Below are 24,786 nucleotides of genomic sequence, written 5' to 3'. Positions count from 1 at the left end.
TCGTTTCTGAGTAAGGTGCGATGCCTTAAACGGCGGGGTTGATTTCCCCGCCGTTTTTTTTTGGCCGCTCGGGGGAGCGGCAATGATTTTATGTAGGTAAAGGTTGTTTCCTGCCGCGGCTTATAAGATCATGTGCCGTTAACTGATGTTTACGCTTTGAGGAATATGCGATGAGTGAGGCTGAAGCCCGCCCGACAAACTTTATTCGTCAGATCATTGATGAAGATCTGGCCAGTGGTAAGCACACAACCGTTTATACCCGTTTTCCACCGGAGCCGAACGGTTATCTGCACATCGGCCATGCTAAGTCGATCTGTCTGAATTTTGGTATCGCCCAGGACTATCAGGGGCAGTGCAATCTGCGCTTCGATGATACCAACCCGGTAAAGGAAGATATTGAGTACGTTGAATCGATCAAAAACGACGTGCAATGGCTGGGGTTCCACTGGACGGGCGATGTTCGCTATTCCTCGGATTATTTCGACCAGTTGCATCAATTTGCCGTAGAGCTGATTGGCAAAGGTCTGGCCTATGTGGACGAGCTGTCCCCGGAGCAGATTCGCGAGTATCGCGGCACCCTGACGCAGCCGGGTAAAAACAGCCCGTACCGCGATCGCAGCGTGGAGGAGAACCTGGCGCTGTTTGAAAAGATGCGCAGCGGCGGTTTTGAAGAAGGTAAGGCCTGCCTGCGCGCGAAGATCGACATGGCGTCGCCGTTTATCGTCATGCGCGACCCGGTACTGTATCGGATTAAGTTTGCCGACCATCACCAGACCGGCAGCAAGTGGTGCATCTACCCGATGTACGACTTTACCCACTGCATCTCCGATGCGCTGGAAAACATTACCCATTCACTGTGTACGCTGGAATTCCAGGATAACCGCCGCCTGTATGACTGGGTGCTGGATCATATTTCGATCCCCACGCCGCACCCGCATCAGTACGAGTTCTCCCGGCTGAATCTGGAGTACACGGTGATGTCCAAACGTAAGCTCAATCAGTTGGTAGCGGAAAAGGTGGTCGAAGGCTGGGATGACCCGCGGATGCCGACCATCTCCGGCCTGCGTCGTCGCGGTTATACGGCGGCGTCGGTGCGCGAGTTCTGTAAGCGCATTGGGGTCACCAAACAAGATAACACGGTGGAAATGGCGGCGCTGGAAGCCTGTATCCGTGAAGATCTGAACGAAAACGCGCCGCGGGCAATGGCGGTTATCGATCCGCTCAAAGTGGTGATTGAAAACTACCCGCAGGGGCACAGCGAAATGGTCTCGATGCCCAACCATCCCAACAAGCCGGAAATGGGGCGCCGTGAAGTCCCGTTCAGCGGCGAGCTGTGGATCGATCGCGCTGATTTCCGGGAAGAGGCCAACAAGCAGTACAAGCGCCTGGTGCTGGGTAAAGAAGTGCGTCTGCGCAATGCTTATGTCATCAAAGCCGAGCGGGTTGAGAAGGACGAACAGGGGAATATCACCACCATTTATTGCAGCTACGATGCCGACACGCTGAGTAAGGATCCGGCTGACGGGCGTAAAGTGAAGGGCGTGATTCACTGGGTCAGCGCGCCCCATGCGCTGCCGGTGGAAATCCGCCTTTACGATCGGTTGTTCAGCGTAGCTAACCCGGGCGCTGCAGAGGATTTCCTGGCGGTAATTAACCCGGAATCGCTGGTTATCCGCCAGGGTTATGGCGAGCCGGGTCTGCAGGCCACTGAGCCGGGGAAAGCCTGGCAGTTTGAGCGCGAAGGGTATTTCTGCCTCGACAGCCGTCACTCCAGCGCGCAGAAGCCGGTGTTTAACCGTACTGTGGGCCTGCGTGATACCTGGGCGAAAATCGGCGATTAAACCCTGTTTTGTTAGGTAAATTCTGAACGCCGCGTTAAGCGGCGTTTTTTTATCCTCCGTCCCGATGATGAGCACCGGGTGTCCAGCCGCCGCGCGGATTTTGTTAACAAAAGGAAACTAACGGAGCGCTGAGTCGCTTTGCTGGCGGTGAGTGGTTGTCTTTCGGCCGTCTCCGGGCTAACGCGACAGGGGCGCTGCCGATGCCAATCCCGCGATAACACGTCAGATATGATATTCCTGCATTTAACCCGTTTTCATTCAGTTAACGAAGTTGTAAGATTCGCGATGCGAATTAATTCCATTTCCATTGTAATCTCCTGCCAGCATTAATCTTCTCCACAGCAACCTTAAGAACTGAAATTAATCGTAAACAAAGTTAAATATTCTGGTATATATCATACTTTATTGATTATTTTACTTTTTTCCCTTTACGAACATGTCGTTACAAATACTCATAAATTATGTGCACTTCGTCATAAAGCGCAAAAAATGTCTCATTCAGGCATTGATAATTCGCGTCGCGAAAAATAATCTTAACGCAGCAGTAATGCGGGGGATTAGTAAAACTGCTTTTGGCCGTCAGGCACTTTTTTTCATCGCAACGTGCGATTTGCATCAGCGATTTTTATACGTCAAAGAGGAATTTTCATATGCGTACGTTCAGTGGCAAACGTAGTACGCTGGCGCTGGCTGTTGCCTGCGCCACTGCACTCACCGGCTGGGTATCCGTTCCTGAAGCACAGGCTGCCGGTTTCATTGATGACTCAACCCTCACCGGGGGCGTCTATTACTGGCAGCGCGAACGCGATCGGAAAGATGTGACCGATGGCGAGAAGTACAAAACCAACCTTTCCCATTCCACCTGGAACCTGAATCTGGATTTCCAGTCCGGCTATGCCGCTGACATGTTCGGTATTGATATTGCCGCCTTCACCGCCATTGAGATGGCGGAAAGTTCAGAAAGCGGTCACCCGAATGAAATCGCCTTCTCTTCACGCAACAAAGCCTACGATGAAGATTATTCCGGCGATAAGAGCGGCGTCAGCCTGTATAAAGCGGCGGCGAAGTTCAAATATGGCCCGGTCTGGGCGCGGGCCGGTTACATCCAGCCGACCGGGCAGACCCTGCTGGCGCCGCACTGGAGCTTTATGCCGGGGACCTATCAGGGGGCCGAAGCCGGCGCTAACCTCGACTTCGGCGACAGCGGCGCGCTGAGTTTCTCCTACATGTGGTCTAACGAATACAAGTCGCCGTGGCATATCGAGATGGACAAGTTTTACCAGAACGATAAGCAGACCCGGGTCGATTACCTGCACTCGCTGGGCGCTAAATATGATTTCAAAAACGACCTGGTACTGGAAGCCGCCTTTGGTCAGGCTCAGGGCTATGTCGATCAGTACTTTGCCAAAGCCAGTTACAAATTTGATGTCGCAGGTAGCCCGCTGAGCACCAGCTACCAGTTCTATGGTACCCGCGACAAAGTGAGCGGCGGCGCGAACGATATTTATGACGGCACCGCCTGGCTGCAGGCGCTCACTTTTGGTTATAAAGTCGGCCAGGTCGATATGCGCCTGGAAGGCACCTGGGTGAAAGCGGAAGGCCAGCAGGGTTACTTCCTGCAGCGTATGACGCCAACCTATGCCTCCTCTAATGGTCGTCTCGACATCTGGTGGGATAACCGCTCCGACTTTAACGCCAACGGCGAAAAAGCGCTGTTTGCCGGCGCCATGTATGACCTGAGCAACTGGAATCTGCCGGGCTGGTCGGTAGGAGCTTCTTATGTGTACGCATGGGATGCTAAGCCGGGCAGAATGGCCACTCCGGATGCCTACTACGATCCAGGCTACCGCCTGAAAGAGTCGGCCTATAGCCTCGACGCCGCGTATGTGGTGCAGGAAGGCCGCGCAAAAGGCGCGATGTTTAAGCTGCACTTCACTCAGTATGACAACCACTCCGACATTCCAAGCTGGAGCGGCGGTTACGGCAACATCTTCCAGGATGAGCGTGACGTGAAATTCATGGTTATCGCGCCATTCACCATCTTCTGATGACGCTTCCCGGCGGGGTATACCGCCGGGAACTCACGGTTGACATCAGAAAAGTATCGACGCAACCAGCATGGGTAACGATAACGCGAGCACAGCCGCTACGCCCTGTCTGGCAGGAAATTCGCGCTAAAAATCAGTGATCGGGAAGGATAAAAGAGATGAAGACATTTAAAGCAAGCGTACTGGGCAGTTTAATTGTCGGTCTTATCAGCAGCGGCGCGGCGTTTGCCGGCCAGCAGACGGTTGATCAAATCAGCCAGTTGAAAGTGAATTATACGGTGAATGATAACCATGCGGCGCTGAACGGCGTGGATTGCGCCGCACTGGGCGCCGATTGGGCTTCCTGTAATAAAGCCACCATTAAACTGACTAACCACGGTGAAGCGATTACCGGTAAAGACTGGGCTATCTATTTCCCGAGTATCCGCCAGATCCTTAGTGTGGATAACGAACAGTTTAAAGTGACGCATATTGTCGGCGATCTGCATAAACTGGAGCCGACCGCTAAATTTACCGGTTTCCCGGCCAATCAGTCGGTAGAGATCCCCATCATCAATGAATACTGGCAACTGTTCATGACCGACGTGATTCCGCGCTGGTATGTGACCTCCGGCGATGCCGAGCCAAAAGTGATTGCCAGCACCAATACCGAAGATCTCAGCCAGTTCGTTACGCCGATGAACGGCGATGAGTGGAAACGTACCACGGACGACAATAACGTCCTGATGACCGCGGAAGCGCGCTTTGAGAAGAACAGCGATGTTAAGTTGCTCAACAGCGCAGCGCTGCGCGGCCAGATCATGCCGACCCCGCTGGAAGTCAAAATTCACGGTCAGGATGTCGATCTGAGCAAGGGCGTGAAGCTGGATCTTTCCGCGCTGGTGAAGCCTTCAGCGGACGTGATTGCCGAACGTTTTGCGCTGCTGGGGGTGAAGACCGGCGCCGGCTACCCAATTCGTACCGAAATCGCCACCAAAGCCTTTGACGGTAAAACCGCGGTGCCGGGCGCTTACATGCTGAAGATCGGCGCGAAAGAAGCGGTGGTTACCGGTTACGATCAGGCCGGGGTTTTCTACGGTCTGCAGTCGATTCTCTCTCTGGTGCCGAGCGAAGGGCCGATGAAGATCGCTACCCTCGATGCCAAAGATGCGCCGCGCTTCCAGTATCGCGGCATGTTTATTGACGTTGGCCGTAACTTCCATAGCAAGGCGGCAATCCTGCGCGCGCTGGATCAGATGGCGGCGTACAAACTGAATAAATTCCATTTCCATCTCAGCGATGACGAAGGCTGGCGTATTGAGATCCCCGGTCTGCCGGAGTTGACGGAAGTAGGCAGCAAGCGTTGCCATGACCTGACCGAAAAAACCTGTCTGTTGCCGCAACTGGGTTCCGGCCCGGACACCAGCACTAACGGCAGCGGTTACTTCAGCCGTGCTGATTACATCGAGATTCTGAAGTATGCGAAAGCGCGCCAGATTGATGTGATTCCTGAAATCGATGTGCCGGCCCACGCCCGCGCCGCGGTGATCTCCATGGAAGCGCGCTACGATCGGCTGATGAAGGCGGGTAAAGAGCAGGAGGCGAATCAATACCGCCTGCTGGATCCGACCGATACCTCCAATACCACCGGGGTACAGTTCTACGATCGCACCGGCTATCTGAACCCGTGTCTGGAATCTTCCCGTAACTTTGTGGATAAAGTGATCGGCGAAATCCAGCAGATGCACAGAGAGGCTGGTCTGCCCCTGACCACCTGGCACTTTGGCGGCGATGAAGCCAAGAACATCTATCTGGGCGCAGGTTATACCGACAAGAAAAACCCGGAAGCCGGTAAAGGCCAACTGGATTTGAGCAAGCAGGACAAACCGTGGGCGAAATCCCAGGTCTGCCAGGCGATGCTCAAAGAGGGCAAAGTCGAGGATATGGAGCACCTGCCGAGCTGGTTCGCGATGGAAGTCAGCAAGATTGTTAACCAGCACGGTATCGATAAGATGCAGGCATGGCAGGATGGCCTGAAAGATGCCAAAGATTCCTCATCGTTCGCCACGAAGCGCGTCGGGGTTAACTTCTGGGATACGCTGTTCTGGGGCGGCGCCGATTCGGTGAACGACTGGGCCAACAAAGGCTATGAGGTGACCATCTCTAACCCGGATTACGTCTACTTTGATTTCCCGTATGAAGTGAACCCGCAGGAGCCGGGCTACTATTGGGGCACGCGCTTTAGCGACGAACGTAAGGTGTTCAGCTTTGCGCCGAACAACCTGCCGCAGAACGCGGAAACTTCCGTTGACCGCGATGGAAATGCGTTCGAAGCGAAGTCGGACAAACCGTGGCCGGGCGCTTATGGCGTTTCAGCGCAGGTGTGGAGCGAAGTGGTGCGTACCGACGACGAGATGGAATACCGTCTGTTCCCGCGTCTTATCGCACTGGCCGAGCGCGGCTGGCACCAGGCCTCCTGGGAGCTGGATTACCAGGCCGGTCGTGAGTTTAAGGGCGGCGTGACTCAACACGTTAATCAGGATGCGCTGCATAAAGACTGGACTCGCTTTGCCAATCTCCTCGGTCAGCGCGAACTGGCGAAAATAGATAAGACTGGCGTGGCGTATCGTATTCCGGTGCCGGGCGCCAGAGTCGCGGGCGGCGTGCTGGAGGCCAATATCGGTCTGCCGGGGCTGGCTATCGAATACTCCACGGATAACGGCGCCAACTGGCAGCGCTACAACGACCGCGCGCGTCCGCAGGTGCAGGGCGATGTGCTGGTACGTGCCGTTAGCCCGGACGGTAAACGCTTTAGCCGCGCTGAAGCAGTAAAATAAGCATTAATTAGCGATCAGCTATCAAGCGGTACGCCATTACGGGTACCGCTTTTTTATCTGTTATTCTGATTGCGCCTGATACAGCCTAAAGTGGGCTGGCCGATAACTTGCCGCTACTGTATTCCAGGAGGAAGCTTGTACCATAGATACGGGAGTAGGGTACGATCCCCTTTTTTCTTTTATCCAGAGATTCCAGAATAATATCAAAGGTATAAACGTTACCGACGGTAAATCTGTAATCATAGGTGGGAATACATTGATCGGATGTAACCGAAATAGCGTCCTCAGAGTAAACTTTGCTGAGTTTATTACTCTCGTTTCCTGGCTCGCCGATAATCAGCATTGACAGCTTTTCATCATTTTGCGGTTGTACTTTGACACATACCTTGCCATTAACAATGGAAACCGGTGCTCTGAAGTGTGGCGGTCGCGGATCATTTGAATGCATACCACAACTCACGACTAAGATAATTGCACTAACAGGGGTAATCCTTTTCATCCTGTTTATCCTTATCCAGGCGTATCACTGACGCCCTACATCGGCACCCATAGTTAACTGTGCTATCGCACAGTAAGCAATCCCGGGGATGATTGCAATGCGTTGTCTGGTAAGATGGGTATGAAATTGACCGGGCCGGATACCGTCATTTATAGCTCTTCCGGTAGCGTCTCAAGCTGCGTCAGTTTTCCCTTTTCGATGGCGATATAGCCGGTATGGAGCAGCGTCGCCAGCACTTTCATCACCATACTGCGCGACAGGTTGGTTCTCCTGACAATGTAATCCGCTACGTTGGTGGTGGCGCGCGTACTCTCCTCCTGTTGCCACAGGCGCAGCAGTGTCCCACGGATTGTCCGGTAACTGTCATGGCCGATCAGCATCTCTTCACGCATACACAGCGTGGCGAGAAACCAGGAAAGCAGGGTATAGAGATGGTGATGGGCATCGTGCGCGGCAATGGTGGCGAAAAACCGCTGATGATCGATCAGTTGATAGTGACACGTTGACTCAGCGTACAGGCGGAAAAAAGCCATCGGGTAAAAGCCCATGGCGATGCCGTAAATTCCGGGGGCGTCGCCTTTATCGATAACCAGTCTGTCGCTCTGGCGCAGCAGCGTGTGTTTCCCGGCATGGATAATACAAATTTTCCCCTGCGCGACATCAATCAGGCTGTTTTTAGCCGCCACCAGATGAGGGTGGTCTTCAGCGAAAAGAGCAGTGATAGCGTTAATAGCCACCAGAGGTTTAGCGGGGAGTTTTAGCATGGTACAGCAACCGGTTCCGTGTATTAGCGACGCAGACAGATCTATTCTAGCGCAACACCCGGGTCAGGTATGAGCGGAAAAGCAATAAGATAAACAAAGTAATAAGGCCGGGAAAAACCCGGCCTTCTGATAGCCACAAAGGAGGAAAAAGCGTGGTTTTTTCTCCTTTGTGGCTATCAGCCGAAAATCAAAAAATTGATTTTCCCAGGTTGTTATCGGTTGATATCTGCCAGTTCAGCAATGGGGTGCGGTTTTTCATCAATATAAAGGCCGGGAAAAACCCGGCCTTATGGTGTCTGAGAATGGGAGACTTATTTGTTGTGTAAATCGTGCAATGACTCGTCGCTGCGGCAATCGCCTTCAGCGCAGTGGCCGTAAAGGTACAAACTGTGGTTAGTCAGGCGGATACCGTGACGCGACGCAATTTCACGCTGGCGCGCTTCAATGGAATCGTCGCTGAATTCGATCACTTTACCGCAGTCCAGACAGATCAGATGATCGTGATGATGTTGTTGAGTCAGCTCAAAAACCGATTTGCCGCCTTCAAAATTATGGCGGGTTACGATACCGGCATCATCGAACTGGTTCAGCACCCGGTATACGGTGGCCAGACCAATCTCTTCGCCCATATCGATCAAACGTTTGTATAAGTCTTCCGCACTGACGTGGTGATTGTCCGGCTCCTGCAGTACCTCCAGGATTTTTAACCGGGGAAGCGTGACTTTCAGGCCAGCTTTCTTTAATGCGGTATTGTTGTCAGTCATGCGGAATTTGTCCTGTTGCTTAGCGATTCACTTCAACAAGTGAAAATCGGGTACGCCTTAAGATGGATGCGTCTCATTATAGAACTGCTGTTACTAAATGGAAACAACACCCATCGCGCAAATAATCAGTACTCAAAACCGGATTTACATCACACGGGGCAATAAAATCATCCGATTAACCAGGGGGACATTGTACAGTGCCGCGCAGAAAAGTTAAAAAAATGTAGCGATTATTTTAATTGGTAATACCTATCAATGCGGCGTAGCCTGGACGCTACGCCGCAGGACGGTCAGGCATTGATAATAGCGTCTAACTGCAGCTCTTCGGAAATCTGTTTTACCCACTTTTCCACGCGTTCGCTGGTGAGTTCCGGCTGACGATCTTCGTCAATCGCCAGGCCGACAAAGTGGTCGTCGTCCGCCAGCCCTTTGGAGGCTTCAAAATGGTAGCCCGCCGTCGGCCAGTGACCAACGATGGTCGCGCCGCGCGGTTCAATAATGTCGCGGATCGTGCCAAGGGCGTCGCAGAAGTATTCGGCATAGTCTTCCTGGTCCCCGCAGCCAAACAGCGCGACCAGTTTACCGTTGAAATCAATCTCTTCGAGCGTCGGGAAGAAGTCATCCCAGTCGCACTGGGCTTCGCCGTAATACCAGGTCGGGATGCCGAGCAGCATAATGTCGAAGCCTTCCAGGTCCTCTTTGCTGCTTTTAGCAATGTCATGCACCTCAGCAACGTCTTTACCGAGCTGTTTTTGAATCATTTTTGCGATATTTTCGGTGTTGCCGGTGTCGCTGCCGAAAAAAATGCCTACGATTGCCATGAATTAAATAACCTCTTGAAACTTATATGGTATGGGGGGCCACATCATGTCAACGGCCAGCACAATCATAGCAGAACAGATCCCGCAGCGGAAACCTGTATCAGGCGCCGGTGCACACTCTGCCACATCCGGCGTCCTTTTTCGCCGGTCGATGCCTAACGTTGTAACTGGTCAAGCTGCTCCAGCAACATGGCTTCAATGAGTTCGCTACGGCTGATATTGCGCGCATCCGCCAGGTGGTTGAGGGCTTCCACCGCGTCGGCGTTAAGCTTCAGTTCCACGCGCTTCAGGCCGCGAACTTTGTCGCGCCGCAGCTGGTTACGTTTATTAATGCGCAACTGTTCATCGCGCGATAGCGGATTGGTTTTCGGTCTTCCCGGGCGACGCTCGTTTGCGAACAGATCGAGAGTCGTACGGTCCGTTTGTTCTTTTGCCATGATTAGACTACTGACAGGGAAAACAGGCGTACGCAGAGCCGTGGCCCGCGCATTTTTAGCGCGCCATCATACATCAGGGAACAGGGCGCGCCAACGCGTAAGGCGAATCTGAACACTGGTCGCTGGGTTTTTAATCAGTTTCCCGGCGTTCATTCAGAAAACGCTGAATTGCCCGCAGCACGGCATCGGGTTTTTCGGCGTGAACCCAGTGGCCGGCGCCGGCAATCACATGGGCCTGGGCGCGGGGAAACTGAGCGATAATGGCTGGCCGGTACCGGGGCTGAACATAGGGCGACTGGCCGCCGCAAATGAACAGCGCCGGATGGGGCCAGGCCGGCACCTCTTCCCAGCCGACAATCTGCCGGTAGTTGTCCCACAGCACCGGGACATTGAAGCGCCACTCGCCATCGACAAACGATTTCAGCAGGAACTGAATCACCCCTTCTTCACCGACGAAATCACGCATTATGGCCGCCGCCTGATGGCGGGTTGCGGCTCCCCGATCGCTGACAGCGCGGATAGCGCTGAAGATCTCATCATGACGCCGTACATCATAGTCGACCGGCGCAATGTCGATGGCGACCAGCGCGTCGACCCGCTGCGGCGCGAGGGCGGTAACGGTCATCGCCGCTTTGCCGCCCATCGAGTGGCCGATAAGCGTAGCGTGGGAGAGATGGTAAGCGTCCATGGTGTCGAGGATATCCCCGGCCATATCGCGCCACGACATACTGTCGCTGCGCGGGGAAAGGCCGTGGTTGCGCATATCAACCTGGAGTACCGTGTGGTTTTCCACCAGCGAGCGCGCCAGCACCCCCAGATTATCAAGGCTGCCAAATAGCCCGTGAATCAGGACAATAGGAGAGCGGTGGTCAGGCTTCTGTGCAGTTTGTATCCGGGCGTTTAATTTCATCGCAAAGTTCTTTTTAGGGGAGAGTCAGGTTAGGGTATTATGTTCCCCATTCTACGGGTCGGCCGCAAGTCGCGACATCGCTCTCACTTGCGCGCCCCGTCTCAGGTTAACGCTATCGGTGGTTGGGATTTGATTTTATAATCTCAACCACTCGCATTCAGAATGATAATGACACTGGATTAAGATGAAAACGATTGAAGTTGATGACGAGCTGTATCGCTACATTGCCAGCCATACTCAGCATATTGGTGAAAGCGCGTCCGACATTTTACGGCGTATGCTGAAAGTCGCCGCCAGCCAGCCTGAACAGCAGGCGGCCGCGGGCGCGGCGGTAAAAGCGCCGCAGCCGGTGCCGACTGCGGCAGCCCGGCCGGCGACGCCGGCGCGGGATCGGGTGCGCGCCATGCGCGAGCTGATGCTCTCGGACGAATACGCCGAGCAGAAAAAAGCCGTAAATCGTTTCATGCTGATACTCTCCACCCTGTACAAGCTGGACGAAAAAGCGTTCCACGAGGCGACCGAATCACTGCACGGTCGTACCCGGGTGTATTTTGCCGGCGATGAACAAACCTTGCTGAAAAACGGCAACCAGACTAAACCCAAACATATTCCGGGTACCCCATACTGGGTGATTACCAATACCAACACGGGTCGTAAATGCGGCATGGTGGAACACATCATGCAATCAATGCAATTCCCGACAGAATTGATTGAGAAGGTTTGCGGCACAATCTGACATTCGCGTCACAAGGAATCGACAATGGCTAACCATACTCGTGCCGGTCAACCCGCACAGCAGAGTGATTTGATTAATGTTGCCCAACTGACAGCCCAGTACTATGTGCTGAAACCGCAGGTGGGTAACGCCGAACATGCTGTAAAGTTTGGCACTTCCGGTCATCGCGGCAGCGCGGCGCGCCACAACTTTAACGAGCCGCACATTCTGGCGATTGCTCAGGCGATTGCCGAAGAGCGGGCGAAAAATGGCATTACCGGGCCGTGCTACGTCGGGAAAGACACCCACGCGCTGTCCGAACCGGCGTTTATCTCGGTGCTGGAAGTGCTGGCGGCGAACGGGGTGGATGTGATCGTTCAGCAGGATAACGGGTATACCCCGACGCCGGCGGTTTCCAACGCGATTCTGGTGCATAACCGCAAGGGCGGCGCGCTGGCGGACGGTATTGTGATTACCCCGTCCCATAACCCTCCGGAAGACGGCGGGATTAAGTACAACCCGCCGAATGGCGGTCCGGCGGATACTAACGTCACTAAAGTGGTGGAAGACCGCGCTAACGCGCTGCTGGCGGATGGCCTGAAAGGGGTTAAACGCGTTTCGCTGGATGAAGCCTGGGCCGGCGGCCATGTGCAGGCGCAGGATCTGGTGCAGCCGTTTGTCGAAGGGCTGGCGCAAATCGTCGATATGGCGGCTATCCAGAAAGCGGGGCTGAAGCTGGGCGTCGATCCGCTGGGCGGTTCCGGCATTGAGTACTGGAAGCGCATCGCGGAACATTATCAACTGGATCTGACCATTGTTAATGACGCGGTGGATCAGACTTTCCGCTTTATGCATCTCGATAAAGACGGGGCTATCCGTATGGACTGCTCCTCTGAATGCGCGATGGCCGGTCTGCTGGCGCTGCGCGATAAATTCTCCCTGGCGTTCGGTAACGATCCGGATTACGACCGGCACGGTATTGTCACGCCGGCGGGGTTGATGAACCCGAACCACTATCTGGCGGTGGCCATCAACTACCTGTTCCGCCATCGCCCGCAGTGGGGCAAGGATGTCGCGGTAGGTAAAACCCTGGTCTCTTCGGCAATGATTGACCGGGTGGTCGCCGATTTAGGCCGCAAACTGGTGGAAGTGCCGGTCGGCTTTAAGTGGTTTGTCGATGGCCTGTTTGACGGCAGCTTTGGTTTTGGCGGTGAAGAGAGCGCCGGGGCGTCGTTCCTGCGTTTTGACGGCACGCCGTGGTCCACCGATAAAGACGGCATCATCATGTGCCTGCTGGCGGCGGAAATCACCGCGGTAACGGGTAAGAACCCGCAGGAGCACTATAACGAACTGGCGGCCCGCTTTGGCGCTCCGAGCTACAACCGCATTCAGGCGCCGGCTACCTCGGCCCAGAAAGCGGCATTGTCAAAACTGTCGCCGGAAATGGTCAGCGCCAGTACTCTGGCGGGGGATCCGATCACCGCGCGTCTGACGGCGGCGCCGGGTAACGGCGCCTCTATCGGCGGGCTTAAAGTGATGACGGAAAACGGCTGGTTCGCCGCTCGTCCGTCCGGTACCGAAGACGCCTACAAAATCTACTGCGAGAGTTTCCTTGGCGAGGAACACCGTAAGCAGATCGAGAAAGAAGCGGTAGAGATTGTCAGCGAAGTGCTGAAGAACGCGAAGTAAAGCCTTACAGGTGTGGCGCGGGTTTACCAGGCCGCGCCGCATAGCGCAACGGGCCGGAGATCGTCTCTTCGGCCCGTTTTTCGTTGGTGGTTCAACAGGTTACCGTTATTCCATATCTTCCTGGCAGTCAATCAGCGGCTCGACAATCTGACGGGTGGCGCCATCGGTTAATCCCAGATCGGTTAAATGCGGGCCGACGTTACAGGCCAGGCAGGTGCCCTCGATAGCCTTAAACACCCTGTAGGGCGGCTCCCAGTCTGCAACCCTGGCGCTCAGATCGCGCAGGTTGCGGAACGCGGCGGCAAGCTGGTCAGCGGGTTTATCCGACAGGATACCGGCAATGGGCATTGCCACGTGGGCAAGAATCGCGCCGTCCTGCGCCAGCGCCATGCCGCCGCCGCTGGCGATCAACTGGTTGGCGGCCAGCGCCATCTCCTGCGCGCCGCGCCCGAGCACCACAAGGTTATGCGAGTCATGGGAATAGCTGGTGGCGATGGCGCCGCGCAGCTCTCCCCAGCCTTCCAGCAGGGCGATCTGCGGCGTGGCCTGGTGGCGCCCGTGGCGGTGTTTAACCCAAATCAGACTGAAGCCGTCGGGAACCTCGACCTGGCCGTCGCGCACCCTGACGGTAACCTCTCCCCATTCGGTAAAACGCGCGCCGCGAATATGGCGAAAACGCGCGCTGCCGTTTTTAATGCCCTCGACCCGAATCACAAAGTCCTGCTCCGTGACCGGTGCCAGACCCAGAGTTTGCGGCGGCAGAGTAATATCCTCCGGCGCGCTAATCGGTTGCAGCAGTCTGCCGTCGAGAGCGGTCAGTTGCCCCGCGACATAGACCCGGCGGGCCTTCAACTGCTTCAGGGAATCGAATACCACCAGGTCGGCGCGCCGCCCGGCGGCCACCAGCCCCAGATCGTGACGCTGCATATGCAGCGCCGCGTTGAGGGTCGCGAAGCGTAGCGCGGCGGTAGCGGGCAGGCCGTGCTCAATCAGCATATTCAGCAGCGCCACAATGCCGCCTTTTTCCAGCAGCATATCAGGGGGCACATCGTCAGTGCAGACGGTGATTTGCGAAGAGAGGTGCGGCAGGGCATTCAGCGCCGCGACAATGTCGGGAAGCAGGTAGGGATGGGAGCCGCGGATCTCCAGCGTCAGCCCGGCGCGCAGCTTTTCCAGCGCATCGGCCGCCGATGTCAGTTCATGATCGGCGCTCACCCCGGCAGCCAGATAGGCCTGCAGACCGGCGCCGTTCAGCCCGCGGGCATGACCTTCAATCAGTTTGCCGCTGGCCAGCCCGGCCTGCAGAATGGCCTGCATGCGTTCACTGCCGTTCAGCACGCCGTGCATGTCCATCACTTCCGCCACACCGCGAACTTCCGGCCAGCCGAGCATGGTTTGCATTTCGGCGCCGGAAAACTCGGCGCCGGACATCTCCAGACCCGGCGTCGAGGGGACACAGGACGGCGCGGCGATCATCACCTGCAACGGCAGACCGCGGCTGGCGTCAATGGCATAGCGCACGCCGTCGACGCCGAGGACGTTAGCCAGTTCATGAGGATCCCAGAATACCGCGGTGGTGCCCTGGGCGACGACGATTTCCGCATAGCGCGCCGGTGTCAGGTGCGAGCTTTCCAGGTGTACGTGGGTGTCAATAAATCCGGGGGAGAGGTAAGCGCCTTCCAGACTGTGGGTTTCATGGGCGTCGCAGCGGGTGGCGCGCGGGTGAACGCTGGCGATAAGCTCTCCGGTGATACCAACATCGGCGTCGCGGATTTCTCCGGTCACCATATCGACAACGCGCGCATCAGTCAGTAATAGATCAAAGGCGATATCGCCCCTGGCGGCCTGCACCGCCCGGCGGCGGGTTTCCGTACTCGGGTTCATAATCGTTATCCGCATGAGAATTAATGATGTTACTCTAGGGGCAGGGGAAACGATTGCCCAGATGAATAAATTTATCGCGTAATAAGAAACCATTATTCTCGGGCGCTGTGACGACGTGAAGGCTCACTATGACTACGCCATGGAACCGCCTGCCGGCGCTTTCGTTAAAGCAACTGCACTATTTTGTCACCCTGGCGCAACTGCGTCATTTCACCGATACCGCAAATCATCTGGCAATCAGCCAGCCGGCGCTGAGCAGCGCGCTGCGCCAGATTGAGTCCGTGCTGGGCGGGAAGCTGGTGAATCGCACCGCGTCGGCGGTGTCGCTGACTGAACTGGGCGCGGCGATCCTGCCCCATGCCGAACGGGTGGTGAACGTCGCCCGGCGGGCGTTCAGCGATATGAACCAGATTGTGGAAGCGGGCGGGGAGGGGACGGTCCATATCGGGCTGGTGCCTTCCGTGAGCTCGCTGCTGTTCCCGACGCTGCCCCGCCAACTGGCGGCGGCGTTTCCCCGTTTGCGGGTGGCATTTCACGACCAGACCAATGATGCGCTGATTACCCGATTGATTAACGGCCAGATTGATTACGGGATTGGCGCGCTGGACAGCTCAGTGCCCGCCGATATTGAGGTATTCCCGCTCCAGGACGATCCTTTTGTCGCCATTCTGCACCGCGACGATCCGCTGGCCGGGTCAGGTCACCTGCCGTGGCGGCGATTAATCGATCGCGATATTGCGGTATTTTCCCGCGGCAATATTCAGCGGCTGGTCAGCGCCCTGGCGGAGAGTAATCGTCTGACCCTGCAACCCCGTTATCACGTCGACTATATTGAAACCCTCTACGGACTGGTGCGCTCGCAACTGGCGGTGGCAATACTGCCGCAGCTATATACCACGCATTTGCGGGACCCCGATCTGGTGGCGGTACAACTGCAACAGCCGGCGCTGGCGCGCACCGTGGCGCTGATGCGCAGCGCCCAGCCGCTGCCGCCGTTGATTGACGCCAGTTTTCAGTTGCTGCTGAAAACGCTGCGCCATCGTGACCCGGATCAGGCGGCGAGCAATGCCTCGCCATAGGCTGGTTTTGTATTTAGCTATGCCGCTATTTTTCTAAGCACAATTTCGGTAATCATTGTGCATTTTTTATAGTTAATCACTTTCTGCTGAATAGTTATATTCAGGACACCGGCGCTAACATCGCTATAAAAAACTTACGGTTAAGTATTTTTTACGTGTCTTGCTATTTTTCAGGGAGTTTATTATGCATCTGGCTCGCTTTCCCCGTATTGCTCTCGGGCATTTCCCCACGCCGCTGGAACCACTGGAAAATATTTCCCGGTTATTAGGCGGCCCGCAAATCTGGATTAAACGCGACGACGCAACCGGTCTGGCCACCGGCGGCAATAAAACCCGCAAACTTGAATTTTTGCTGGCCCAGGCGCTGGCTCAACAAGCCGATGTAATTATTACCCAGGGAGCGACGCAGTCTAACCATGTACGCCAGACTATCGCCGCGGCGGCGAAGCTGGGGATTCGCGCAAAGGTGCTACTGGAACAGCGCGTCACCGGGTTTGGCGACGATTATCAACACTCGGGTAATGTTCTGCTCGATAAACTGCTGGGCGGGGAAATTGTCGCCCATCTGCCCGCCGGTACTGATATGCAGCAGGCGATGGAAAATTATGCCGCCACGCTCAGGGAGCAGGGGCATCGCCCGTATATCATTCCCGGCGGCGGCTCTAATCCGGTTGGCGCGCTGGGCTACGTGGCCTGCGCCGAGGAGTTGTTGTACCAGTCGTCGCAGTTGCGCCTGCGCATCGACCACATTGTGCACGCCACCGGCAGTACCGGTACCCAGGCCGGGCTGGTGGCGGGACTGACGGCGACCCACAGCGCTATCCCGGTGCTGGGTATCAGCGTGCGGGCGCCGCAGGCGCGTCAGGAGGAGAATGTCCGCAACCTGGCGATACAAACGCGGGAGTTGCTGGGCGTGAAAGAGGAACTGCCCCATACGGCGGTGGCGGTGAACAGCGATTATGTCGGCGACGGCTATGGGCTGCCGACGCCGGGTACTCTGGAGGCGCTCACCCTGCTGGCACGTCACGAGGGCATTTTGCTCGATCCGGTCTATTCCGCCAAAGGGATGGCGGGGCTGATTGACCTGATTCGGCAGGGCCATTTCCGCAAGGACGATAATGTGGTCTTTATCCATACCGGCGGCGCCGCGGGGCTGTTTGGCTATCGCGAGGTGCTGGAATGAGCCGCCCTTTTTTGCTGGGCGTACTGGGCGGGATGGGGCCGCTGGCGACCGTCGATTTTATGGCGACGCTGCTGGCCGCAACCCCGGCGGACAGCGACCAGCAGCAAATTCCGGTACTGGCGTGGAATGTGCCGCAAATTCCCGATCGGCAGAAAGCGCTGGCGGGCTGCGGTCCCGATCCGCTACCGCAGTTGCTGCGCGGGATTGAAATACTCAATCAGGCGGGGGCCAGCCATATTGTCATCCCCTGCAACACCGCCCATCACTGGCATGACCAGTTGAGCGCCGCCAGCCGGGCGCCGGTGCTGCATATGGTGCAGGAAACGCTGGATGATATCGCCAGTCTCTATCCCCGTCCTGCGCGCGTCGGCGTTATCGGCACGCCGGGTACGCTGCGGGCCGGCTGGTATCAGAACGGGCTGGAACAGCGTGCGATGACCCCGCTGACGCCGACGGCCCGGGAGCTGGAACAGGCGTTTGTGCCCGGCTGCTACGCGGTGAAACGCGGGGATATTGAAACGGGCGGCGCGGCGTTCGCCCGCCTCGGTCAGACGCTGCTGGAACGCGGCGCGCAGCGGCTGATCCTCGCCTGTAGCGAAATACCGCTGGCATTGCGGGCGGTTCAGGCGCCTTTTCTGGCGCTGACGATTGACCCGGCGCAGGCGTTAGCCCGGCGATGTTCGGCTATCTGGCAACAATATCGACACACGCAGTACGCGTAATAAAACCGGCCAGTGGTGATTATCCGTTAATAACGCGCTGGCTGGCCCCATCCCCGAAAATTAAAAGGAAAACAAGATGAAAAAGCATCTGTGCTTATTACTGGCAGCGGCCAGCCTGTGGGCAAATATCTCCCGGGCGCAGACGCCGCCGGAAGTTCGCGTGGCTTACGGCAGCTCGCAAATATTATTACTGGCGAAAGCGGACGGTTCTCTGGATAAGGCGCTGAACAGCAAAGTGAAATGGGTACAGTTTGGCTCCGGCGCGGATGCGCTGAATTTCTTTGCCAGCGATGCCATAGATATTGCTAATTTCGGCTCCAGCCCGGCGACGGCCGGCATTGTGCGCCAGCTACCGATTGAAATTATCGGCATCTCCGGGGTGATTGCCACATCCGAGCGCCTGCTGGCCAAACAGGGGATTAACTCGCTGAAAGACATTGAGGGCAAACGGGTCGGCTATCCGCCGAACTCCACCGCCCAGTATGCCCTGGAGGCGGCCATTGCCATCCATAAACTCGACCGCAGCAAAATTACCCTGCTGCCGCTGCGTCCGGCGGAAATGGTCGCCGCATGGCAGCGCGGCGATATTGATGCCGGCTATGTCTGGCCGCCGTTCGCCCAACAGTTGGAGGCGTCCGGGGGGCACGCGGTGTTCGCCACCAAACAGCTACAGCAGGATGGCTACCTGATTTACAACAACTATGTGGTGCGCAAAGCGTTCGCCGAGCAGTACCCACAGCTGGTAAGCGCCTTCCTGCGCGTACATCAGCAAAAGGTTGAGGAGTTTAAACGCGATCCCGAGCGGGCGGCGGCGATTGTCGCCAAAGAGGTGGGGGCGCCGGTTACCACCGCGGTCAACACCCTTGGCGGCCTTGAGTATCCGACGCTGGCGGAGCAGGGGACTGCCGCCTGGCTGGGCAACGGCACCGCCACCAGCGACAGCGGAATTGGTCGGGCGCTGAGTAAAACCGCGGCGTTTCTCGCTGGCACCGGGGAACTGCGCAAGCGCGATATCCCCGCCAGTTGGGACAGCGCCATTAACTCACGCTACGTGCGCGATGCGGCGGTGACGGCACAATGAAGTTGACTCAGCATGTCGCCATCAGTGTGGTGTCGGTGGCGATTTTTCTGGCGCTCTGGCAACTGGCGGCGGCCCGGCAGTGGGTCGATCCGCTCCTGCTGCCGTCGCTGGCCGATATCGGACTCACCACGCAAGAACTGCTGGCGGACGGCTATCGCCAGGTACCGCTGTGGGAACATGTCACCGTCAGCCTGGCCCGGGCGCTGAGCGCCTTTGCCGCGGCAATTGTCATCGGTATTCCGCTCGGGTTGATGATGGGGATGTCAGAGGTACTGTCGGCGGTGCTGAATCCGTTTGTCCAGTTTTTGCGCCCGCTGCCGAAGATTGCCCTGATCCCGCTGGCGGTGGTCTGGCTGGGGATCGGCGAGGCGTCAAAGTTCTTTCTGATCTTTATCGCCACCTTTCTCAGCGTGGTGGTGGGGGCGGCGGCGGCGGTGGAGCGCATCGGCCGTTCGCGCATTCGCGTCGCCCAGACGCTGGGAGCGTCGCGGCGGCAGATTTTCCTGCACGTGGTGCTGCCCGATGCGCTGCCGGAGCTGTTTACCACTGTGCGGCTGGCGATTGGCATTGGCTGGACGTCGCTGATTGCCGCTGAAATGGTGGCCGCCAGCGCCGGGCTGGGCTGGATGGTGATGAACGCCAGCGCTTATCTGCGTACCGATATTGTTATGCTCGGCATTTTGTTGCTCGGCGGTATCGGCTATCTGTTGGATTTATTACTTCTGGGGCTGCAGCGTCTGCTGGTGCCCTGGGCGGGGAAAGAGTGATGGATATACCAATCGCGCTGGAAAATGTGTCGCTGACTTTTGCGGCGCAGTCGCGCCCGTTTACCGTACTGCAGGATATCTCTCTGGCGCTGGCGCGCGGCGAGTTTGTGGTCCTGCTGGGGCCTTCGGGCTGCGGTAAATCGACAATCCTCAACCTGGTGGCGGGATTCACGAAACCCGACTGTGGCCAGGTACTGGCTGACGGGCAAAAAGTGGAGCGCCCCGGGCCGTCGCGCGGGATGATTTTCCAGCAGCCGAATCTCTTCCCGTGGCTGTCGGTACTGGAAAATGTCACCTTTGGTCCGCGTCTGGCCAGGCACCATAAAGCCGGGGTAAACCAACAGGCGCGGGAGTGGCTGGAGCGGGTGGGGCTGAAGGGCTTTGAACATCATGCTCCGTGGCAGCTTTCCGGCGGGATGAAACAGCGCGTGGCCCTGGCCCGGGCCTGGCTACCGGAGCCGGAGGTTCTGCTGCTTGATGAGCCCTTCGGGGCGCTGGACGCTCAGACGCGGCTGATGATGCAGGAACTGCTACGCAACGCCTGGCTGGCAACCGGCACCACGCTGCTGTTTGTTACTCATGATGTGGAAGAGGCGCTGTTTCTCGCCGATCGCATTCTGATTATGTCGGCGCGTCCGGGGCGGATTGTTGAGGAGATTGTTCTGCCCTTTGGTCGCCAGCGGGATATTGAGACGCTGGCGGAACATCCGCAGTACGGCGATATTAAGCGCCATGTTCTGCATCGGGTGCGCGAAGAGGCAAAACGCCATCTCAGTTGACGATGGCGTCAGAGCATAAAGCGATAGCCAATTCCGGTCTCGGTCAGCAAATGCTGCGGGCGCGCCGGGTCCTGCTCCAGCTTCTGGCGCAGGTGGCCCATGTAGATACGCAGGTAATGGCTGTGCTCCACGGCGCCGGGGCCCCATACCTGATTGAGTAACTGGCGCTGGGTCAGTACTTTGCCGTGATTGTTGAGCAGCACCGCCAGCAGGCGGAACTCAATGGGGGTGAGGTGAATTTCTTCTTCCTGGCGCCTGATGCGCCTGGCCGCCAGATCGACGGTGATGTCGGCAAACTGATAAACCGGACTGTCGCCGCCGCTGGCGCTGTGGCGGCGTAATGCGACGCGCAGCCGGGCCTGTAACTCGCCAATGCCGAAAGGTTTACTCAGATAGTCGTCGGCGCCGGCATCCAGCGCCAGGATTTTATCCTGCTCATCGCTGCGGGCCGACAGCACGATGATCGGCATCTGGCTCCACTGGCGCACGTCGCGGATAAAATCGAGGCCGTCGCCGTCCGGCAGGCCGAGATCGAGAATCGCCAGGTCTGGCTTGCGGGTTGCCGCTTCGATTAAACCGCGGCTGAGGGTTTCCGCTTCGTACACCCGCAGCTCCTCGCCTTCCAGCGCGGTGCGCAGAAAACGGCGAATCGCTTTTTCATCTTCGACTATCAGAACGCTAATCACATCGCCTCGTTAATCTCATCCAGGTCCGGGGGCGTCTGCTGGGGCAGGCGCACGTGAAAGCTGGCGCCGCCCTCCGGGCGATTACCGGCATAGATAGTGCCGCCGTGGACTTCGACAATCGCCCGGCAAATCGCCAGCCCCAGGCCGACGCCGGGTATCGCTGATTCTTTGCTGCCGCGGGAGAATTTGTCAAATATTGCCTGCTCCTGGCCGGCGGGGATCCCCGGCCCGCTGTCCCAGACTTCCAGATCGAGCAACTGCTGGCCCTGGCGGGCGCTTATACCGATCTGCGCCTGCGGCCCGGCGTATTTCCAGGCGTTTTCCAGCAGATTGATTAACACCCGCTCGAACAGCGGCCCGTCGACGTGGATCAGGGTCAGCGGGTCCGGCAAATCCAGCGCGATATGACGGCCGCTAAAACCCGGCTCCAGCATCTTCAGGGCGCTGCCCACCAGCTCTTCAAGGGTCAGCCACTCTTTGCGCAGGCTGAATCCCCCGGACTGGATACGCGCCATGTCGAGCAGGTTATTCACCAGCCGGGTGGTATTCAGGATGTGCTGGCGGATTTCGCTGGCCTGCGGGGCATATGGCGAGCCTACGCTCGCCAGATCGAGCGTCAGAATCTCCGCCTGGCCGAACAACACGGTGAGCGGGGTGCGCAGATCGTGGGACAGCGCCGCCAGCAGGGAGTTTCTCACCTGTTCGCGCTCACTGGCCAGCCGCGCCTGCTCTTCGCTTTCGGTCAGCGCCAGGCGCTCAAGGGCGGTGGCGAGCAACAGTGTGAAGGTTTCCAGCAGGCGCTGCTGTTCCGGAACCATCAATTGCCGCAGGTTAGAGGGCTCGACGATCAGTAGACCGTGGGTTTTGCCGCCGGCCTTGAGCGGCAGGATCTGCCATGGCGTGCCGGGTAGCGTATCGGTGCCGGCGCCGGCGGGCTGGCCTTTGTCAAAGCTCCAGCGGGCAATGGCGGCATCCCAGTTTTGTACCCCGCGCTCGGCGATCAGCGCCTGTAGCTGGCCGTGGGCATCCGGCACCAGTAGCTGGCTGCGGGCCTGGAAACTGTTATTGATGAAGTAGCCGCAGGTGCGGGCGATATCCTGGAGCGAACGGGTAACCGCCAGCGCTTTCGACATTTCATACAGGTGGCGGGTGCGCTGCTCGCGGTAGCGGGCCACCCGCGCCTGATAGCGTACGCCGGCGGTCAGGTTACCGATAATCAGCCCGACGGACAGCATCACCGCGAAGGTCAGCAAATACTGCACGTCCGACACTGCGAGGGTGCCGCGCGGAGCGATAAAAAACAGATCGAAACTGGCGACGTTAATCACCGTGGCCAGCACCGACGGCCAGCGGCCCCAGAACAGCGCTACCACCACCACCCCCAGCAGATACAGCATCACCAGGTTGGTGGCGTCAAAGCCGGTTAACCACTGGCTGGCGACCAGGGTTATCAGGGCGCAGAGCAGGACCGCCACCGCCATACCGCGTAACTGAACGCGCCAGCGCTCGGAAAAACTGCGCGTATCCGGCGCGCTGCTGCTGGCTGGCGCCGTTTTCTCTTCCAGCGCCACCACCAGCAGATCGAGGTCCGGCGCCCGGCGCGCCAGCCGATCGGCGAAGCTGTCCTGATGCCACCAGCGCCGGACCGGGCGGCGGCCGATGACAATCTTACCGAGGTTATGCTCGCGGGCGTAGCGCGCCAGCGCCCGGACTTCAGACGGATCGGAGAGGGTGGCGGTTTCGGCCCCCAGCTCCTGGGCGAGGTGCAGAGCGCTGAGCACCCTGCGGCGCCGGGGTTCCGCCAGGCGGTGCAGGCGCGGGGTTTCCACATACACCGCATGCCAGACGCTACCCAGCCGGGCCGCCAGTCGGGCGGCGGTACGCACCAGCTTTTCATTGCCCGGCCCATGGCCGATACACAACAGAATCGCGTCCCGGGTATGCCAGACTTTTTCCTGACCCTGGTTATCGCGCCAGGCGCGCATCTGGTCATCCACCCGATCGGCGGTACGGCGCAGGGCCAGTTCACGCAGGGCGATCAGGTTACCTTTGCGAAAGAAGTGTTCGATGGCGCGTTCCGCCTGGCCAGCGATATAGACTTTGCCGTCATGCAGCCGCTGACGCAGATCGTCGGGAGGCAGGTCTACCAGCACCACATCGTCGGCGGAATCGAAAATCGGGTCGGGCACGGTTTCCCGGACCTGAATACCGGTCACCCCGCCCACTACGTCATTGAGGCTTTCCAGATGTTGAACGTTAACGGTGGTAAAAACGTCAATGCCCGCCTCCAGCAGCTCTTCGACATCCTGCCAGCGTTTGGGATGGCGTGAGCCGGGAGCGTTGCTGTGGGCCAGTTCGTCCATCAGGATCAGCGCTGGATTGCGGGCCAGCGCGGCGTCGATGTCGAATTCCTGCACCAGCCGCCCGCGGTGATGAATGCGCCTGGCGGGCAGGATCGTCAGCCCTTCAAGCAGGGCGGCGGTCTCCTGGCGGCCGTGGGTCTCCACCACCCCGACCAGAATATTCAGCCCCTGGGCGCGCAGGCGTCGGGCTTCCTGAAGCATGGCCCAGGTTTTACCCACCCCGGCGCAGGCGCCAAAGAAGATTTTCAGTTTGCCGCGCGTCGGCGGTTTCGCCTGCTCCAGCAGGCGATCCGGATCCGGACGGGCGGGCTCGTCGGTTATCGCCATTCCTTTCTGTTCCCGTTAATGGGCCTGTAGTGCATCCAGCGCCATATTCAGTTTGACCACGTTGACCACCGGCTGGCCGATAAACGGCAGCAGCGGGCGGCGGGTGTTATCGGCGACCAACTGCGCCACCTGCTGTTGCGGTAATTGCCGGGCGCGGGCGACCCGCGGCAACTGCCAGTCGGCGGCGGCGGGAGAAATTTGCGGATCCAGACCGCTGGCCGATGCGGTCACCAGCTCCACCGGCACCTCGCCGCTGGCCTGCGGATTGGCGGCCCGCAGCGCGGCAACCCGCTGCGCCACCTGGTTATCCAGCGCCGGGTTACTGCCCGCCAGATTACTGCCGCCGGAGGCCATGGGATTATACGGGCTCTGCGCCGTTGCCGACGGGCGGCCATGGAAATATTTTTCGCTGCTGAACGCCTGGCCGATCAGCGCCGAACCGCGAATCTCACCGTTAATCCGCAGCAGCGAACCGTTGGCGCTGGCGGGAAACCACCACTGGCCGAGCAGGGTGGTGACCAGCGGATAGAGCCCGCCGGTGACCAGCGTCAGGATAATTAATAAAAGTATAGCGGGACGTAGCATAGCCATTTGAAAAAGCTCCTGAAATC

General features: G+C 57.9%; 21 protein-coding genes. 11 read left to right on the top strand and 10 right to left on the bottom strand.

The window, feature by feature from the left end:
• The first annotated feature begins 170 nt into the window (after window positions 1-170).
• From glnS to AQ981_RS10355, 3 genes are all read left to right on the top strand, one after another.
• Window positions 171-1,841, top strand: a complete 1,671-nt coding sequence (gene glnS, locus AQ981_RS10365; RefSeq protein WP_058911685.1) for a glutamine--tRNA ligase — start codon at window positions 171-173, stop codon at window positions 1,839-1,841.
• Window positions 1,842-2,491: 650 nt separating this feature from the next.
• On the top strand, window positions 2,492-3,889 hold the full coding sequence (gene chiP / locus AQ981_RS10360; protein ID WP_058911684.1) for a chitoporin ChiP: 1,398 nt from the start codon (window positions 2,492-2,494) through the stop codon (window positions 3,887-3,889).
• Between the two features lie 158 nt (window positions 3,890-4,047).
• Entirely contained in the window at window positions 4,048-6,705 is a 2,658-nt protein-coding gene (locus tag AQ981_RS10355; protein ID WP_058911683.1) for a beta-N-acetylhexosaminidase, read from the top strand.
• Between the two features lie 85 nt (window positions 6,706-6,790).
• Here AQ981_RS10355 and AQ981_RS27630 read toward each other — a convergent pair whose 3' ends face one another.
• The 6 genes from AQ981_RS27630 to ybfF form a co-directional block, all read right to left on the bottom strand.
• Window positions 6,791-7,204, bottom strand: coding sequence for a putative T6SS immunity periplasmic lipoprotein (locus AQ981_RS27630; RefSeq protein WP_154675930.1), 414 nt, complete (start codon window positions 7,202-7,204; stop codon window positions 6,791-6,793).
• Window positions 7,205-7,353: 149 nt separating this feature from the next.
• Window positions 7,354-7,968, bottom strand: coding sequence for a helix-turn-helix domain-containing protein (locus tag AQ981_RS10345; protein WP_058911681.1), 615 nt, complete (start codon window positions 7,966-7,968; stop codon window positions 7,354-7,356).
• A 311-nt stretch (window positions 7,969-8,279) separates the two neighbouring features.
• On the bottom strand, window positions 8,280-8,732 hold the full coding sequence (gene fur / locus AQ981_RS10340) for a ferric iron uptake transcriptional regulator (protein WP_058911680.1): 453 nt from the start codon (window positions 8,730-8,732) through the stop codon (window positions 8,280-8,282).
• A 290-nt stretch (window positions 8,733-9,022) separates the two neighbouring features.
• Window positions 9,023-9,553, bottom strand: coding sequence for a flavodoxin FldA (gene fldA, locus AQ981_RS10335; RefSeq protein ID WP_058911679.1), 531 nt, complete (start codon window positions 9,551-9,553; stop codon window positions 9,023-9,025).
• 155 nt (window positions 9,554-9,708) lie between these two features.
• Entirely contained in the window at window positions 9,709-9,990 is a 282-nt protein-coding gene (gene ybfE, locus AQ981_RS10330; protein WP_058911678.1) for a LexA regulated protein, read from the bottom strand.
• Between the two features lie 130 nt (window positions 9,991-10,120).
• Complete coding sequence (gene ybfF / locus AQ981_RS10325) at window positions 10,121-10,900, bottom strand: esterase (RefSeq protein ID WP_058911677.1); 780 nt, start codon at window positions 10,898-10,900, stop codon at window positions 10,121-10,123.
• A gap of 184 nt (window positions 10,901-11,084) precedes the next feature.
• On the opposite strand from ybfF, the gene seqA reads away from it, so the two are divergent.
• Together seqA and pgm are read left to right on the top strand one after the other, a co-directional pair.
• A complete protein-coding gene (gene seqA, locus AQ981_RS10320) occupies window positions 11,085-11,636 on the top strand; it encodes a replication initiation negative regulator SeqA (protein ID WP_058911676.1) in 552 nt (183 codons plus the stop codon).
• Between the two features lie 24 nt (window positions 11,637-11,660).
• Entirely contained in the window at window positions 11,661-13,304 is a 1,644-nt protein-coding gene (pgm, locus tag AQ981_RS10315; RefSeq protein ID WP_058911675.1) for a phosphoglucomutase (alpha-D-glucose-1,6-bisphosphate-dependent), read from the top strand.
• Between the two features lie 105 nt (window positions 13,305-13,409).
• Here the strand turns inward: pgm and AQ981_RS10310 are convergent, their stop codons facing one another.
• A complete protein-coding gene (locus AQ981_RS10310; RefSeq protein ID WP_058911674.1) occupies window positions 13,410-15,188 on the bottom strand; it encodes an adenine deaminase in 1,779 nt (592 codons plus the stop codon).
• Window positions 15,189-15,316: 128 nt separating this feature from the next.
• Here AQ981_RS10310 and AQ981_RS10305 point away from each other — a divergent pair, with 128 nt between their 5' ends.
• From AQ981_RS10305 to AQ981_RS10280, 6 genes are all read left to right on the top strand, one after another.
• Complete coding sequence (locus AQ981_RS10305; protein ID WP_058911673.1) at window positions 15,317-16,267, top strand: LysR family transcriptional regulator; 951 nt, start codon at window positions 15,317-15,319, stop codon at window positions 16,265-16,267.
• A 184-nt stretch (window positions 16,268-16,451) separates the two neighbouring features.
• Window positions 16,452-17,450 carry a D-cysteate sulfo-lyase gene (gene cuyA / locus AQ981_RS10300; protein WP_058911672.1) on the top strand — a complete coding sequence of 333 codons (999 nt, stop codon included), beginning with the start codon at window positions 16,452-16,454 and terminating at the stop codon, window positions 17,448-17,450.
• Window positions 17,447-18,172: a cysteate racemase gene (gene cuyB, locus AQ981_RS10295; protein WP_058911671.1), complete on the top strand. Its 726-nt coding sequence runs from the start codon at window positions 17,447-17,449 to the stop codon at window positions 18,170-18,172. Before cuyA ends, cuyB begins: the two co-directional genes overlap by 4 nt.
• A 76-nt stretch (window positions 18,173-18,248) precedes the next feature.
• Entirely contained in the window at window positions 18,249-19,253 is a 1,005-nt protein-coding gene (locus AQ981_RS10290; RefSeq protein ID WP_058911670.1) for a taurine ABC transporter substrate-binding protein, read from the top strand.
• Window positions 19,250-20,020: an ABC transporter permease gene (locus AQ981_RS10285; protein ID WP_058911669.1), complete on the top strand. Its 771-nt coding sequence runs from the start codon at window positions 19,250-19,252 to the stop codon at window positions 20,018-20,020. The genes AQ981_RS10290 and AQ981_RS10285 overlap by 4 nt, the downstream gene beginning before the upstream one ends.
• Window positions 20,020-20,799: an ABC transporter ATP-binding protein gene (locus AQ981_RS10280; RefSeq protein WP_058911668.1), complete on the top strand. Its 780-nt coding sequence runs from the start codon at window positions 20,020-20,022 to the stop codon at window positions 20,797-20,799. Before AQ981_RS10285 ends, AQ981_RS10280 begins: the two co-directional genes overlap by 1 nt.
• Window positions 20,800-20,807: 8 nt before the next feature.
• Here AQ981_RS10280 and kdpE read toward each other — a convergent pair whose 3' ends face one another.
• The 3 genes from kdpE to kdpC are packed head-to-tail and all read right to left on the bottom strand — an operon-like array spanning window position 20,808 to window position 24,766.
• Window positions 20,808-21,485, bottom strand: coding sequence for a two-component system response regulator KdpE (gene kdpE / locus AQ981_RS10275; RefSeq protein WP_058911667.1), 678 nt, complete (start codon window positions 21,483-21,485; stop codon window positions 20,808-20,810).
• On the bottom strand, window positions 21,482-24,169 hold the full coding sequence (gene kdpD / locus AQ981_RS10270; RefSeq protein ID WP_058911744.1) for a two-component system sensor histidine kinase KdpD: 2,688 nt from the start codon (window positions 24,167-24,169) through the stop codon (window positions 21,482-21,484). The genes kdpE and kdpD overlap by 4 nt, the downstream gene beginning before the upstream one ends.
• A 21-nt stretch (window positions 24,170-24,190) precedes the next feature.
• On the bottom strand, window positions 24,191-24,766 hold the full coding sequence (gene kdpC, locus AQ981_RS10265; RefSeq protein ID WP_058911666.1) for a potassium-transporting ATPase subunit KdpC: 576 nt from the start codon (window positions 24,764-24,766) through the stop codon (window positions 24,191-24,193).
• Window positions 24,767-24,786: the final 20 nt, after the last annotated feature.

This window comes from Entomohabitans teleogrylli, assembly GCF_001484765.1.
Lineage (GTDB): Bacteria > Pseudomonadota > Gammaproteobacteria > Enterobacterales > Enterobacteriaceae > Entomohabitans > Entomohabitans teleogrylli.
The sequence above is the reverse complement of the archived record's forward strand: the minus strand, read 5'-3'. Positions and strand labels throughout refer to the sequence as shown.

Excerpts from the sequence above, each read along its gene's own strand:
- cuyB (WP_058911671.1), top strand. The coding sequence starts at position 17,447 with ATGAGCCGCCCTTTTTTGCTGGGCGTACTGGGCGGGATGGGGCCGCTG.
- AQ981_RS10310 (WP_058911674.1), bottom strand. The coding sequence starts at position 15,188 with ATGAACCCGAGTACGGAAACCCGCCGCCGGGCGGTGCAGGCCGCCAGG.
- cuyA (WP_058911672.1), top strand. The coding sequence starts at position 16,452 with ATGCATCTGGCTCGCTTTCCCCGTATTGCTCTCGGGCATTTCCCCACG.
- ybfF (WP_058911677.1), bottom strand. The coding sequence starts at position 10,900 with ATGAAATTAAACGCCCGGATACAAACTGCACAGAAGCCTGACCACCGC.
- AQ981_RS10285 (WP_058911669.1), top strand. The coding sequence starts at position 19,250 with ATGAAGTTGACTCAGCATGTCGCCATCAGTGTGGTGTCGGTGGCGATT.
- chiP (WP_058911684.1), top strand. The coding sequence starts at position 2,492 with ATGCGTACGTTCAGTGGCAAACGTAGTACGCTGGCGCTGGCTGTTGCC.
- ybfE (WP_058911678.1), bottom strand. The coding sequence starts at position 9,990 with ATGGCAAAAGAACAAACGGACCGTACGACTCTCGATCTGTTCGCAAAC.
- AQ981_RS10305 (WP_058911673.1), top strand. The coding sequence starts at position 15,317 with ATGACTACGCCATGGAACCGCCTGCCGGCGCTTTCGTTAAAGCAACTG.
- seqA (WP_058911676.1), top strand. The coding sequence starts at position 11,085 with ATGAAAACGATTGAAGTTGATGACGAGCTGTATCGCTACATTGCCAGC.
- pgm (WP_058911675.1), top strand. The coding sequence starts at position 11,661 with ATGGCTAACCATACTCGTGCCGGTCAACCCGCACAGCAGAGTGATTTG.
- fldA (WP_058911679.1), bottom strand. The coding sequence starts at position 9,553 with ATGGCAATCGTAGGCATTTTTTTCGGCAGCGACACCGGCAACACCGAA.
- AQ981_RS10280 (WP_058911668.1), top strand. The coding sequence starts at position 20,020 with ATGGATATACCAATCGCGCTGGAAAATGTGTCGCTGACTTTTGCGGCG.
- AQ981_RS27630 (WP_154675930.1), bottom strand. The coding sequence starts at position 7,204 with ATGAAAAGGATTACCCCTGTTAGTGCAATTATCTTAGTCGTGAGTTGT.
- AQ981_RS10345 (WP_058911681.1), bottom strand. The coding sequence starts at position 7,968 with ATGCTAAAACTCCCCGCTAAACCTCTGGTGGCTATTAACGCTATCACT.
- kdpC (WP_058911666.1), bottom strand. The coding sequence starts at position 24,766 with ATGGCTATGCTACGTCCCGCTATACTTTTATTAATTATCCTGACGCTG.
- AQ981_RS10290 (WP_058911670.1), top strand. The coding sequence starts at position 18,249 with ATGAAAAAGCATCTGTGCTTATTACTGGCAGCGGCCAGCCTGTGGGCA.
- glnS (WP_058911685.1), top strand. The coding sequence starts at position 171 with ATGAGTGAGGCTGAAGCCCGCCCGACAAACTTTATTCGTCAGATCATT.
- AQ981_RS10355 (WP_058911683.1), top strand. The coding sequence starts at position 4,048 with ATGAAGACATTTAAAGCAAGCGTACTGGGCAGTTTAATTGTCGGTCTT.
- fur (WP_058911680.1), bottom strand. The coding sequence starts at position 8,732 with ATGACTGACAACAATACCGCATTAAAGAAAGCTGGCCTGAAAGTCACG.